Consider the following 14,544-nt stretch of genomic DNA (forward strand, 5'->3'; position numbering starts at 1 on the left):
TCCTCGATTGCGTAGCCTGGAATTGGTCAGCTTCCACTCTCGCTACGACTTGTGGATCACCTTAGATGCATTCGAGGCTGAGTACAGCGGCGGAGCTTTGTGAACACTTCCAAATTACTCACCAACACACCTCGGTGAGAACCAGATTGTTTCGCGTGATCGATTATCTTTCCCACGAGCGCCTTTATTCTTGCTGGTGTTGACCCAGCCTCCGTGGGTTGTCCGAGAGTGCTTCGTCCAACCGTGATCACTCACGAGATTGTCGTGTTCTCCCGAATAACCGCAGAGGGCGATTCTGAGTCGGGGGTTGCTGCCTGCTTGCTGGCACCAGCGGTTGACATCGGCGACGAGCTGATCGACCTAGCTCTTGTCATCATCGTACAGGTAACAGTCTGTGTGGCCGCGATCGGGATCTGAGAATTCATTCGACAGACCCAGTAACTGCTGCACGAGGGCCAGACTGTTGGCGTACGGTGGATCCAGAAAGACTCCAGCTATTCCGGTTTTCCATTACAGTGCGAGAACTGAGGGTGAGGAGTCCAGACGCTGCCAGCCCTATCCACGATCCGAACATTGTGGAGTTGTTCCGCCAACGCCGAGAACCAGTCGATCAGGGCCAACTGACGAGCACGCTGAGTGCGATAGACCGAAACGCAGAGTCCGTTGCCACGCATCGCGGATTTCGATTTCTGCAGGCTTTCGAATGCGTTTTCGATCTGATAGAAACGGCCTCAGGCATACCCCCCCGGGCGAGCATCGAAGTACTCCAAATCTTCGGTGATCCGATACTGAGCCTGTTGTACCGCTTCGCCCCGGAACAGGTAGACGCTGCGCGCGTGGAGATCCGCTTCGGTAATCGGATAGTGGGCGTGTTCTGCGACTGCTTCGGGATCTGATTTGATCGCTCTCCAGAAGTTCACCATGCAGTGATTCACATCGTTGAAAGCTTCGTGAGCAACGGGCTTTCTCGCGAGTGTGAGTGCTGCGGCCCCAGCGAACGGTTCTCTTAATGAGGTGATGTCGCCAAAACGCACATTGACAGTCGGAACAATCGAACTCTTCCCACCGAAGTACGGGAATGGACAGCGTAGTAGTTTTTCTACTTGCAAAGGTACTGCAGGTGACACGTGAATTGCTCAAATGCAAAGACCGATGACAGTGGTTGTTGACCGACATGGTGTCGCACTTTCTACCGTCGACACGCGGAATGTGGCGACCTCTCTGACAGGTCAATATTTTTTGCGTTAGGGACCGTCAATTGCTGCCGCCGGTGAGGTTGTAGATTGGCATTGACTCTTGGATTGGTGTTTTCAGTTCGTAGTCTTCCAGTGTCATGCCTCTTCTGTCGCGCGACGGCTTGCTCTGTATTTGAACGCTGTGCTCTCTGAGGAATTTGAATGCGTCAAAGAACGGTGATTGTTTCGAAATGGATCTAGCAATTGTGGAATTCTGACGCCCAATCTCGGAGTGCTCGTTTCGAGAGTTTCTTGCCATAGGCTGCGAATCCGAGAATGATTCCGCGTGAGGAATCAGATTCCGGATCAATCGCGTAGAATTTGACGAGATGAAACCGCACGTTGGCGCGCTCAGCTGCTGCGATCAATCGCTGCTCGATTTTCTCGGTTCGCCCGAAAACGACGAGATGCAGCCCGGATTCGGGAAGCGTGACGACAACGTCCTTGCCGAAGTGTTCTTGTAAGCCCTCGAAGAGGAAGCGCTGACGTTCGGCGTACAGGGTTCGCATTCGTCGCAGGTGCTTGACGAAGTTTCCAGTTTCGATGAAGCGATGCAACACCATTTGTGGCAGCGGTGATGTGCCTCTGTCTTGTAGCCATTTTGCCATCGCGAAAGCCTCTGCCAACGCGGGAGGAACGACGAGGAATGCCATTCGAATCGATGGAAAGAGAACCTTGCTGAAGGTGCCCATGTAGATTGTTCTTCCAGTTGGATCGAGGCTTGTCAGCGACCGGTGGGGACGTCCGTTGTACCGAAACTCACCATTGTAGTCGTCTTCTACAACCCAACTCTTCGATTCCTGCGCACGTGCGAGAAGTTCGAGTCGGCGATTTAAGCTCATCGTCATCGTCAGCGGCCACTGTCCTCCCGGTGTAACACAAATCATTCGAGGGGAACGCTTCAACTCTGCTGCGGTCAGATCGAGCCCTTCTTCGTCAACGGGAATGCCTTCGATCTTGGCACCAGAAAGTTCGAGAACAGAGTTTGCTGGGAGATTTCCAGGTTCTTCCACCCAGACAACATCTCCCGGATCAAGCAGCAACTGGCCCAGCAACATCATGCTTTGTTGAGCGCTTGAAGTGATCACAACTTGATCGGGAGAGCACTCAACACCGCGTGAAAGCCCCATATATTCTGCGATCGATTCGCGAAGTGGACGATATCCGATCGGTTCGCATAAGACGAGATGCTTACGTGTCCAGCGAGATTGTTCATTCGTGAGTCGGTTCCAGACATCAATCGGAAATTCGTCAACTGCTGGCACGTGGGGAAGAAACGGGAGCACTTTCTGTGGAGTGAGTACGACGGGGTCCGCTTGCTGGGCGAGTGTCTTTCCGACCCTTGAAAGTTCCTCAGTCCCGATCGACGAGTGTTTCGCTGGAAGCTTAGCGGTCTTGTGCTCGAACGTTTCCGGAAGCACTGTCGCAACGCGAGTTCCTGATCCCCCACTCGATTTCAGATATCCTTCCGAAATCAACTGGTCGTATGCGGTCAACACTGTGTTGCGCGAGACGTTCAGAAGCTTAGCGAGATTCCGACTCGAGGGAATTCTTGAGCCGGCAGGGAGACGACGATCAACAATCGCTCTTCGAATCTGCTGTTCAAGTTGAACATAGCGATGAGTCTGGGAATCATCATCGAGATGAATTGCTTCAAACTCGAAATACTCCTGCTTGCGATTGACCATGATCTCAGCCTCAAAAGTGGACCCATTGTTTTTCGACAGAGTGGAACTTCCAGAGGTCCAGTTCATTCTTAGAATCGTACGCAACTCAACGAAGGAAAGCGATTGCCCATCACTGAGAGTTGCAGAAGAAATCAAAACGGCGATCGCACAGATCAAAACCATCCGTCCACGACTTTCGAAATGGAGAATGCACGATGAAACACCCCAAGCCGACCGTCAGATTCTTTCAATGCCCCGTCTCACAGATTCTACTCAGCTGTCTTGTTGTCTTTGTGCTAGCAATCAGCTCTGCAAGCGCTGAGGAAAGAACGACAAGCGGAGAGTCTCACAGTGCACATGCAAAAGTGCTGCGTGCGGACAATCTGAAGAGTCTGCAGAACGGAGAGTTGATGACAGCTTCCCTGATCGAAGTCACCGTTCCGCCGATGGGATTCACTCCGCCACATCGACATCCGGGGTCTGTCACTGGGTACTTGCTCGAGGGGACTCTTGAATTCGCTGTTGAAGATCGCCCAGTCCAGACGTTGAAGGCAGGAGACACTTTCTTCGAACCAAAGATGATTCTTCACCGCGTCTCCCGGAACCCGGATAAAACCCGACCATGCCGTTTTTTGGTCACAATGGTCCATCCCGCAGATGCTAAACAACTCGTGATCCCAGAAGTCGATTCAAGCGAAGTGAGCCATCAATCGCAGGATCGCCAAGAGGGGGTCAACGAAACCTGTACAATCAGTGTCGCCGACAGCGTCAACCGTCAGGAGTTCGACGAAACACTACCGACGATTGGAGTTCTTCTTTTTGACAACGTTTTGATGACCGAAGTCACAGCTCCGATTGATGTCTTCACGAAGCCGGACAAGGACGGCAATCGTTTGTTCAATGTGATCACTGTCGCTGAGTCGATTCAACCGGTCCCGATGGAAAGTGGGCTGCGCGTGCTTCCTGATTTCACATTTGAAGATTGCCCTGAACTGAATGTCCTCGTCGTCTCAAGCTCTTATGACATGGAGCAAATTGTCGCGTCCGAGCGAATCGTTCAGTTTGTGAAAACGAAGGGAAAGAATACTGATTACACCATGAGCAATTGCGCCGGCGCTCACTTAATCGGAGCATCAGGAGTTGCGGACGGACGCAGAATCGTGACATACATCGGCGGAGGAGAACTGCTCCAGCAGACGTACCCCAACTTGTCTGTTCAGGATGACAGCAAAGTCAGCTTCGTCAGAGACGGAAAGATGCTGTCTTCCAACGGCAATCTGGCCAGCTATATCTCCGCTTTGGAACTGCTTCAAGAATTGACCGACAAGGAGCATCGCGATTACGTCGAACAGTTCTTGTATCTAGAGCGCTTGCAGGATTACCAGGATGCCACTGTCGAGTAGGAAGGCAAATCTATAAACAGTTAGGGGCGTTGAATCGTTTAACGTCCCTCATTGTATCTGGCCTTCAATCGAATTCTTCTGCAAGTCGAACTAAAAGAGTTTCTTGTGCAGCACGGTGAACAGATTGCTGAAGTCGTCCGTCCAGAGAACTCGTTCCTCTGGCGACGGCTTCACCAATTCCATCAGATTCGGATCTGAGAGAATTGCAGAGTCATCGCTGGCAATCAGCCACAAGTTCGGGACTTCAGCTGTTTCATCCTGAAACCCGCCGCGTGCAATACGGAAGTCGAGCCCGACTTCTTCAGCGATGGCTGCTGCAACAGGCTTGAGGTCGAAGTGCAGATTTGAGATGTGAATCGCCAGAACGCCGTTCGGTGCCAAGTGCCGACGATACACCGCAGCTGCCTCTTTCGTCAGCAGATGCGTCGGAACGGAGTCACCAGAAAACGCGTCGAGAACCAGTAAGTCATACTTCTGATCTGGTTCCTGTTCGAGCATCAACCGAGCATCGCCAATGATCATTTCTGACTGCGACGGGGTTTGACTTAAGAAAGAAAACTTGTCTTGTGCGATTCTGACGACTGCGTCGTTAATTTCATAATAGCGGAACAAGTCTCCTTCCTGACCATAAGTCGACAGTGTCCCAACTCCTAGCCCCACAACGCCGATCTTCAACTGCTCACGATGTTCATGGAGAGCATTCATTGTTCGGCCGACCCCCGAGTTCTCCCCGTAGTAGGTTGTGGGAATCATTCGCTTTTGCGGGTCTTTAAATTGGACACCATGCAGGATGCGGCCATGTCTGAGATTCAAAGTTTCCGCGGAAGCGTCGACATCATAGGCATCTTCGATTCTTAGAACGCCGTAGAAGTTGCGTTCGATCTCAACAGCATCGCGGATGACCGCACTCGCCTGTGATTGCAGGATGATAGCGACTCCGATGATGACCACGAATCCGCCGAGGTGTCCCCAAACAGGCATCTGGTCGCCTTCTTCTCGACGGCTATTCTCATGAAAGTAGACAGCCATTGTGAGAACACAGCAGATGACAAGTCCGAAGTGCATTTCCAGATACAACGGGAAGATCATCGGAGCGAGAACACCGACGAACAATCCACCGCACGCTCCGCCAGCTGCCATCGTCAGGTAGAAAGCTGTCAGTCGTTTCGGTTCTGGTTTGAGCCGAGCGAGCTCTCCGTGGCAGACCATACAGACGGCAAACAAGCCAGCGAAGTAAACGAAGATCTGGCTGGCGAAGCTGAGGGCTGCTGGAAATGTCATCAGATACGTGACCATAGCGACACAGAATGCTCCTCCCAGGCCGTACCACAACCGTGAGTACCAGTTCTCGCTTTCGAAGCAGAGGATAAACGTCAGAAGGTACAGCGACAGCGGAACCACCCACAGGAACGGGATCACAGCCACATCCTGGCAGACCTGATTTGTCGTCGCCAAGAGCATCACCGAAGCGATCATCGAAAGCCCAAACCATTGCCACCAGCGAGACGCGACAACTTCATCCGTGCCGCTTTCTCCTTCGCTCGTGTTCGGTTCCGCTGGACTCTTCTCATCATCGTTGACTGGAAACTGGGCGGATGCCGAAGTGATCGCACAAAGCCCGCAAAGGACTGCCAGTCCCATGAATGCAATCGTCCACAAGGCTGCCTGTTGTCCCATTCCGATCACGGGTTCGAAGACGAACGGGTAGCTCAACAGTGCGAGCAAGGAACCGAAGTTTGAAAGTGCATACAAACGATAGGGTGAACGGCCCGGAAATGTTCGGCCGAACCAGGCTTGAAGCAGTGGGCCTGTCGTTGACAGCACAAAGTATGGAAGTCCAACCGTCACGAGAAGAACGCCCAGAATTCGAAGTACTGGCGAGTCACCGCCGACTGGCTTCCACGAGTCGTTCGGAACAATTTGAATCAGTATGACAGCTGAAGTGAGCAAGACGATATGAACAACTGCCTGCCACTTGGGTCGAAGTCGATCGGTGAGAAGATGGGCATAAACATACCCGCCGAAAAGAACCGTCTGAAAGAACAGAAGACAGGTCGTCCACACGTTCGGTGTGCCGCCGAACCAGGGCAGAATTGCCTTGCTGATTAACGGCTGAACTTGAAACAACAGAAACGCGCTCACGAACACGGAGACAGCGAATAAGACTGAAATCAGGCGTTGTTTCATCTCGGTGACAATACACTATGCGGTCGAAAGAAATTTCGGTCACTCTGACCGATCTCTCGCAAAGCTAGCTTTCGAACACTGCCCAATGTTGCGAAATGTCACCACTCCGAAAGAATTCGGAGTTCCGAATACAACAGTTATGTGGATTGCAGCGGCGAACCTGCTTCAGCTCGGCCATCAGGTTCGAAGTGACTGCTTCGCATTGAGGGGCATAGCGAAGCGGCTCTTTCGTTTCTCAACTCACAACATCGAGGGTCAATTAAGCCGGCTGAGTCGTCGTTTCCAAGCGTGACTTCGGATCGTAAATCCCCGGGATCGGTTCGTTGAGAATGACAACACGCATCAAATAGACAGCGACGGGAACTCCCAGCAGAAGTCCCCAGAGTCCGAAGAAGTGTTCTCCGATCGCCAGAATGACGAGGACCGCCACGGGATGCAGGTGCAGAACTTTGCCGACGATTTTCGGGCTGAGGAAACTGGCTTCGATAAGGTGAATGACCAGAATTCCGATGATGACCTGAATCGCCAGCTCAAGGCTTCCGTCCGGCTGAAGAATTGCCTGCAAAACGATTGGAATACCAGAGAGCAACACTCCAAGGACCGGGATGAAACTGCCGAGAAAAACGAACGTGCAGAGCAAGAGTTCGTTGCCAATTCCCAGCATCCACAGGAGCAGGAACGAGAGAAGTGTATTGAAGACTGCGATCAATGCTTGCGCACTGAATGAGCGGCCAATCAGTCGAGAGAAAACAATGAGACCTGGAACGATCTCATTGTAAAAGTGTTTCACACGAGTCTCTTTGAGGCTGGCAACTGATTTCTTCAAGTGCAACATGTCGAAGCAGATAAACATACTCAGGAGCAGAGCTGTGACGAGTTGAGCGGGCACCTCAAGAAGTTTGTGCAACAGGCTCTTGAGTGTTTCCCCAAAAGACTCAATGAGTTTCGGCAGGTCCTCTTTGGCGTGTTGGCGGATGGAAGCTGCCATCGGTGCCTGACTCCACCATTGCTGTGCGAGGTCTCGTTGCATCGCGAGTTCGAAGTCTTCGCGAGTCTCAACAGCTGTTTCGTGCGACTCCGTTTCCGATTTGTCAGGCAACGCTTGAGCGAATGCATCCTTCCCTTTCGGATAGGCAGCCTTCAGCTTCATGTAAGTTTCGTAGGTGAACGGAATCGCGTCGGGATTTTCTTCTCGCTGTTCTTTGTAGAATGCCTCAAAGGCTTGCTGATATTCAGCAGTGTGCAAAAACTCTCTCCAGCGCGAATCAGCAATTGCCTGTTCCCATTCTCTTCGCAAGTCCGCGAGGACTATGGGATCAGATTCGACGTCATCCAGGATCCGCTGACGAATTGTTGCATCGAGGCTGCCATTTCGTTTTGTGGATGGTGTTAAGTCGCTTGAGTTACTTTCGTCGACGGTTTGGTCATCTTCGGATTGATTCGATTGAGTATCGATTCCCCAATCGTCGAGATACTTCTGTCGATGCTGTTCGAACAATTCAGGTGCTTTGACCTGCAGAAACCACTCGTCGAATTCATCACTTTCGGATTTCTCTGTGCGAACGAGTTGTTCAATCCGCCGTCGTTCGCCCTCTTCGTACTCCGCCTGAAATCCGGATTTCAGGTGAGCGTGCAGCGCTGAGAACTGTGAGTAGTAGCCCTCTCCTTGCCGGCCATCTTCTCGATATTGTTTGAGAGCTGTCTGATATCGTTCATCCTGTGAACCGCCATACTGCTGCCACATGAGCACGGAACCGACCGTTCGATTGAGAAGCCCCTCGAGCGCGTTTTGTGGACTGGAGAATTGCTGCCGAACCAATAACGCTCTGCTTTGCTGAATGATCTGAGGACCAATCCAAAGAACTGCGCCAGCGATGACAGAAGCGATGACTGCGAATGTTCCCAATGTCAGCAATCGATCCAGCCAGACTCTTTCGTGTCCGGGAGACAATCGCTTCGTCAATGCAGTCACAATCGCTCGGACGATGTAGCACAAGAGGAACGTCACGAATGCGATGAAGAAGAAGTCTCGCAACTCGTAGACGAGGAAAATGAAGAGCCCCCAAATGACCCAACGTTGCCAATGCGTTCGCGACAGAAAGTTCGCAACGGAATCATCGGACATTTCTGCTCCCCGTCGAAATTGCTTGAACTGTGATACTGAACGCAATTCTGGAACACGATTTCATGGCTGGTCAGAAGGAAACACAGAACGAAGTCAGTTCAATGATTCGATTTGACAAGTTGCTTCACGAAGACGTGCTGAAATTGACCGAGTCGTCGCTTGAATCCTCGTCTCCAGTGCTCCGCTGATTCGGTCAGAATACGTCGATTATCGAAAGACTGAATGAAGATCGTCAGACGACTTGCTGAGGCTCTATCCAACCTACATGTGAGACAATTCCGCCTCAGACGATCGTGACAATCTCAGCCCCATTCTAATTTTGACGACGCCGCTCGATGTCAAAGTGCAGCGGCTGGAGAAGCACGTTCTTCAGTCTCAATCAGCTGAGTTTCGTTTCCGCATCTGGAAGAAGACCCAAACGGCTGCGATAATTACCGGAACCATCACGATCCAGACGACATACTGCTCCAGATAACCGATCGAGATCACCATTAACGCGAGCACCAAACCGAGCAGTGCGAACACCCAATCGAAATGGACCCCAGCCTGAAAACAGGCCAGTGCCAGAACGAGTAGAGCCACGTTTGATGCTGATTCCCGATTAATGATTTCTGTTCGTTCAAACAGCACCAGGATTCCAAAGACCACGAGCACACTCAACCAGTGCAACACCTGGGCACGGATCATCCCCCAGACCGGAAGGCCTTTTCTTCGGGCTCGTTTCCACGCCCAGTAAATGCTTACGCTTCCGTACACGGTCAACAGGAAGACCCAGAACTCCCAGCTCTTTTCCCCTTTGTCCGACGACATGGTGAGCCCCATGCCGATGAGCGCCAGTGCGAGCATTCCCACGAAGAGAATCGCCCGGGCTTTGAACCCCGATGAGCTGGATTTGGAAGTTGTCGCGACGTCTTGATCAGTGTTCAAAGAGAGTCTCCCCACAAACAATTGATGGTTATCACCAATTGCAGCCATATCTCGCAAACACGAAGATGGTCATGATTTACAGGTCACCACGACCTGTCCATCAGACTATCGGTCGCAACTTGGCAGTACGAGTCTCAAGCAGCAGAATTTTGACATAATGTCGATGCCCTGACTGTCCTGTTGCGAAGAAACAACGCATCCATTGAATTTGTCATCATGCGAATGCATTCCATCATCAATCTCGAGTCAGACTTCCCAGCTGGAAGAACTTCTTGATGTTTATCGAAACTCACTGGAATCGTTTGAACATGAGTAGAAGACCGACATGAAACTCATTGTAATTTGCATCTGCAATGACTTTGCGGGATACCTTTCGACCGAATTCTTCGCTCGCGGGCAGTTCATGCGTTAGGTTAGTCCTGATACGTTCCCTCACGACTGGATGGGCACCTGCTCCCGATCACCACGACATCCTGGCTTTCTAAGCAAGGCGAAACTCCATGAAACGATTTAGCGCTGCAATTCTCAGTCTCGCATCTCTCTGTTTTCTCAGCTCGTCGGGCGAATCCTGTTCGCGAGTCCTTTGGAATGACAACGGCTGGTCCGTCGTCGTCGGACGCAACATGGATTGGTTCGAAGACATTCGCAGCAACATCTGGCTGCTTCCTAGAGGCATGGAACGCAGCGGACTTTCTGAAGTGAATCCGCTCAAGTGGACCAGCAAATACGGAAGCGTTGTCGTCACAACTTACGACGTCGGTACTGCAGACGGTATCAACGAAAAAGGATTGGCCGGCCATCTCCTTTATCTGCCGGAAACGACGGTCGGTCCACGCGATGAATCACTTCCAGGGCTTTCGATGTCACTGTGGGTGCAATATTACCTCGATCAATTCGCGACAGTTCAGGAAGCAGTCGATTCACTCAAGACCAACCCTTATCAACTGCGAATGGCCGTCGAGCCAACCAGCGGAAAGCCAGCCACAGTCCACATTGCGTTGAACGATCCAACAGGTGACTCAGCGATTCTGGAATGCCTCGATGGAGAGATTCGAGTTTACCACAGCCGCGAATATGTCGTGATGACGAATCAGCCATCGTTCGACAAACAACTCACCAATCTCAAGCAATATCGAGCTTTTGGAGGAGACAAACCGCTTCCGGGATCGACAGAACCAGCGGACCGATTCATTCGCGGAGCCTATTACGTTAATAATCTTCCCGATCCGAAATCCGATCGAGAAGCAATCGCGGCCATGATGAGCGTCATGCGAAATGTTTCTGCTCCCTTCGGAATTTCGAATCCCGAACGCCCTAACGTCTCAACGACAATTTGGCGAACGGTTACCGACTTGTCGAATCGTGTGCTGTACTTCGACTCCGTGATGAGTCCGCAGGTTCTCTGGATCAAACTCGAAGAGTTGAACTTCGATTCCAGCCAACCTGTGCAGAAGTTGACCGTTTTTGAGAACTATGACCTGATGGGCGACGTTTCGAAAGACTTCACACCCACGAAGATGTTCGATTTCCTTAAGCCCGAAGATTAAACGGCGAACAAACCTGAAGACGAAACATTTGGAACAGTCGGGTTCATGATGAGCTCGACTGTTCACTTCGTCGTTCGAACACGAGTTCGACTTTCTTCTTTCGTCGTGTTGCCTGAACCGGACCGGGAAGAGAAATACTCCTTGGCGTCCGAAATTTGATCATCTCCGCGAGTTGCGACCAGTGCTCGAAGGTAAACCCACGGCGTGGCCAGTTGGCTCGTTTCCAAACAGTGACCAGAACCTCAGTGATCAACCCCTTCGGCTGGTCAGCCAACGGTACTGTGTCAATCACGATTCGATCGGCTGATTCCATCGTCACTGCTTCATCGAACAACGGAACGACAAGCTCGTCGAATGTCCGCTGCGCACGATCGGCTTGCTTACCAAGTTTCAGTAGTGCTTCCGCAACTTGTGTATTGAAGGACGACTTCAAGATCGGCAACAGATCGTGACGAATTCGATTTCGAGTGAAATCCCGATCGAGGTTTGATTCATCGGTCCGAAATTCGAGATTCGATTTTTTAAGCCAGTCTTCGACGGCCGCGCGAGTGCAGTCGAGAAGAGGCCGGATGAGTGTCGTCTCTGAATTCAATTCGCGACTCGGCGGAATCCCTCGCAGCCCGCGAAGTCCAGTGCCGCGAACAATATGATGCAAAATTGTTTCCACCTGATCATCTTGAGTATGAGCGACTGCAACCCAGGGAGCGGAATGATCGGCCGCGAGGCTTTGCAGCCATTCGTATCGCAGGTTACGTGACTCATTCTCGCTCCCCGAACGAATGATCCCCGACGGCGGTTCTCCAACGCTGCAAGAAATCCCGTATCGGCAGCAAACAGAGCGAACGAATTCTGAATCGTCTTCTGATTCTGGGCGCAGTTGGTGATTGAAATGCCCGACATGAAGTTCGAGATCAAGATCCTCAGTGAGTTCGTGCAGTGCTGCCAGCAGACAAAGACTGTCCGCACCTCCGGAAACAGCTACAATAATTGTTGTCTTGCAGATTTGACGGGAGCAGAGAAATTTGCGAACCGAAGAAAGCAATGCTGGATGTTGCGATTTTGCCATTCAATCAATCGCCTCTTGCTTGTCATTTCTGAAGGTCGCGACCTACTCTGGACCGGTCACATTCGACAATGTTAGGATTTGTCAGGAAGATCTCACTACTCCAGCACTGCCAAAATCTCGGCAGAGGAGTTCTATGATTAACGAGCCAGGAAATGTCCAGTTACCACTCAAGCGAAAATCAACTTCCGCATCATGCGGGAACGCTTGAGGTCCATTTACTCGGAACTGTCGACTATCCTGCATTTCTCGGGCTGCAAGAGTATCTCACCTATGAGATCAGCGGACGCCGATCGGCAGACGGAATCTTGCTTCTCTGTGAACATCCCCCACTCATTACGGTTGGGCGTCAGGGATCACGTTCACACATTCATCTCGAAAAGCGAAACACGGCATCGCCAGATGTTGATGTGAGGTGGGTAGCCAGAAGTGGCGGAGCCTTCGCTCATGCTCCGGGTCAGCTTGCTGTCTATCCAATTTTTCCGTTAGACAAAATCGGAGTCGGACTCTCAGAGTTTCGAAGCCGTCTGGAACAGGCACTTTGCCTCACTTGTCGGGAACTCAAAGTCCCTGCGAAACGCAATCATGAAGCGAGTGGGCTGTGGGGACGCGGGGGCCAACTTGGATACTTTGGCAGCAGCGTCCGTTCCTGGGTTTCCAACCATGGTGTCTTCTTGAACGTCACCACTCCACCTGAGATGATGAGTCTGACGACTCCGAACAACGTCGGGGTTTCGGCGACTTCAATTCAAGCCCATCGTCTCCAGCCGGTCCCGATGCCAACGCTGCGTGAAACTGTCATCCGGAAAGTCTCCGAACAATTTCAATACGAAACATCTGATGTCTCGACAGGACATCCACTTCTGAAACGTACGACTCAAAGAATTTTGACTCATGCATGAACTTCCGATTGTCGATTCCGCTGCGACGTCTGGCGGATGTTGTGGATCTTCGCCTGACCCGAATCTCACTCAATTAGACGCCGGCAAAAGCGCGCCGCGACGACGTCTTCCCAAATGGCTGAAGCGTCCGATGCCGAGCGCGGAGATGGCATTCACCGGGGGAATCATCGAAGACCTCGGTCTCGAGACCGTTTGCGAAAGCGCCAAGTGCCCGAACCGCAGCGAATGCTGGGCACAGCGAACGGCGACGTTCATGATTCTCGGAAACGTCTGCACGCGTCCTTGCGGCTTCTGTTCGGTCCCCAAAGGCAAGACGGAAACTGTTGAAGAGGACGAACCGGATCGCGTCGCCGAAGCAGCTCTCCGACTCGGTTTGAAGCATGTCGTCATCACCTGCGTCACACGCGATGATCTCCCCGACGGAGGAGCCGAGCATTTCTACCAATGTGTCGTCAAAGTTCGCGAACGCACTGGAGCAGCTGTTGAAGTCCTGACGTCAGATTTCCTCGGAAATCGTCAGGCCATCAGCCGGGTCATCGAGGCCAAGCCCGATGTCTTCAACCACAATACAGAAACCGTTCCTCGACTCTACGATCGTGTCCGCAGAAACGCTGTCTATCAGCGAACACTCGATCTCCTCGCACAGGTCAAAGAGGAAGACCCGTCGATGGCCACAAAGAGCGGGCTGATGCTTGGTCTCGGAGAAACGATCGAAGAAGTCGTTGAAACCTGTGCCGACTTGCGAGCAGTCGGAGTCGACATGATCACGATTGGCCAGTACCTGCAACCCAGCCCCGGTCAATTGCCTGTCGAACGATTCGTTCCACCGGAAGAGTTCGAAGAAATCGCGAAGCAGTGTCACCGACTTGGGTTCTCGATGGTCGCTTGCGGCCCATTTGTGCGATCAAGTTACCACGCCGGCGAAATGGTTCACGACATGGCCACCGGAACAGTCATTTCTTCAGTGAAATAAATCAACCGAGCGGTTCTCGGAAAACACATGGACGATCTCGCCCTTCTTCGGATTGGCGGGATCGCTTCGTTTTTGGCTCCTGGTAACGACGCACATCAAATCTCGACAATCGATGAATCGTCCTAATGGCCTACGTTCTGAAGCCTCTACTTCCTCACACGATGAAGCTTGAGGACTTATTCCAGACACGCACATTTGCGACGTCGGCGTCTCATGTTGAAGTCTGACATCATTGGCGATTTCATTCCTGAAAGTAGTCGCTTAGCTTCAGAAGTTGTATTCTCTCAGTAGGGTCCCTGCTCTTTCTTCATCAGATGGACCGCCACAGCTTCACACTGTTCTCACGAGTTCGTGAAAGAATCACAGAGAGAATCATGTTGTGTCATAACTCGTCGTATGTTTGGGCTCAGTACATTTGGAAAACTGCATCCTCTTCAGATTTCCCGTTCCCGTGAAAGTCATCCACGTGTTGACTGCTCGAACTGTGAAATACTCACATTCATATCCCGGATCGA

The 14,544-nt window shown here is 51.7% G+C and carries 11 protein-coding genes; 4 read left to right on the forward strand and 7 right to left on the reverse strand.

Annotated elements, in window-relative coordinates:
• Window positions 1-494: 494 nt before the first annotated feature.
• From AB1L42_RS15605 to AB1L42_RS15615, 3 genes are all read right to left on the reverse strand, one after another.
• Entirely contained in the window at window positions 495-674 is a 180-nt protein-coding gene (locus AB1L42_RS15605) for a hypothetical protein (protein WP_367057617.1), read from the reverse strand.
• A gap of 57 nt (window positions 675-731) precedes the next feature.
• On the reverse strand, window positions 732-1,127 hold the full coding sequence (locus AB1L42_RS15610) for a DNA adenine methylase (protein WP_367057620.1): 396 nt from the start codon (window positions 1,125-1,127) through the stop codon (window positions 732-734).
• 305 nt (window positions 1,128-1,432) lie between these two features.
• Window positions 1,433-2,923 (reverse strand): PLP-dependent aminotransferase family protein, encoded by a 1,491-nt coding sequence (locus AB1L42_RS15615; RefSeq protein ID WP_367057623.1) that lies wholly within the window; start codon window positions 2,921-2,923, stop codon window positions 1,433-1,435.
• A 194-nt stretch (window positions 2,924-3,117) separates the two neighbouring features.
• Between AB1L42_RS15615 and AB1L42_RS15620 the strand changes: the two genes are divergently transcribed.
• Window positions 3,118-4,305: a cupin domain-containing protein gene (locus tag AB1L42_RS15620; RefSeq protein ID WP_367057626.1), complete on the forward strand. Its 1,188-nt coding sequence runs from the start codon at window positions 3,118-3,120 to the stop codon at window positions 4,303-4,305.
• 90 nt (window positions 4,306-4,395) lie between these two features.
• Here AB1L42_RS15620 and AB1L42_RS15625 read toward each other — a convergent pair whose 3' ends face one another.
• The 3 genes from AB1L42_RS15625 to AB1L42_RS15635 form a co-directional block, all read right to left on the reverse strand.
• Complete coding sequence (locus AB1L42_RS15625) at window positions 4,396-6,492, reverse strand: fused MFS/spermidine synthase (RefSeq protein ID WP_367057629.1); 2,097 nt, start codon at window positions 6,490-6,492, stop codon at window positions 4,396-4,398.
• 259 nt (window positions 6,493-6,751) lie between these two features.
• Window positions 6,752-8,617, reverse strand: a complete 1,866-nt coding sequence (locus AB1L42_RS15630) for an AI-2E family transporter (protein WP_367057632.1) — start codon at window positions 8,615-8,617, stop codon at window positions 6,752-6,754.
• A gap of 375 nt (window positions 8,618-8,992) precedes the next feature.
• Window positions 8,993-9,544, reverse strand: coding sequence for a hypothetical protein (locus tag AB1L42_RS15635; protein ID WP_367057635.1), 552 nt, complete (start codon window positions 9,542-9,544; stop codon window positions 8,993-8,995).
• Window positions 9,545-10,044: 500 nt separating this feature from the next.
• Here AB1L42_RS15635 and AB1L42_RS15640 point away from each other — a divergent pair, with 500 nt between their 5' ends.
• Window positions 10,045-11,091 carry a linear amide C-N hydrolase gene (locus tag AB1L42_RS15640; protein ID WP_367057638.1) on the forward strand — a complete coding sequence of 349 codons (1,047 nt, stop codon included), beginning with the start codon at window positions 10,045-10,047 and terminating at the stop codon, window positions 11,089-11,091.
• A gap of 43 nt (window positions 11,092-11,134) precedes the next feature.
• On the opposite strand, the gene tilS is transcribed toward AB1L42_RS15640, so the two are convergent.
• Complete coding sequence (gene tilS, locus AB1L42_RS15645; RefSeq protein WP_367057642.1) at window positions 11,135-12,157, reverse strand: tRNA lysidine(34) synthetase TilS; 1,023 nt, start codon at window positions 12,155-12,157, stop codon at window positions 11,135-11,137.
• Between the two features lie 152 nt (window positions 12,158-12,309).
• Here tilS and AB1L42_RS15650 point away from each other — a divergent pair, with 152 nt between their 5' ends.
• Complete coding sequence (locus AB1L42_RS15650; RefSeq protein WP_367057645.1) at window positions 12,310-13,056, forward strand: hypothetical protein; 747 nt, start codon at window positions 12,310-12,312, stop codon at window positions 13,054-13,056.
• Window positions 13,049-14,029 (forward strand): lipoyl synthase, encoded by a 981-nt coding sequence (gene lipA / locus AB1L42_RS15655; protein WP_367057648.1) that lies wholly within the window; start codon window positions 13,049-13,051, stop codon window positions 14,027-14,029. Before AB1L42_RS15650 ends, lipA begins: the two co-directional genes overlap by 8 nt.
• Window positions 14,030-14,544 lie beyond the last annotated feature (515 nt).

Source organism: Thalassoglobus sp. JC818 (assembly GCF_040717535.1).
Taxonomy (GTDB): Bacteria; Planctomycetota; Planctomycetia; order Planctomycetales; family Planctomycetaceae; genus Thalassoglobus.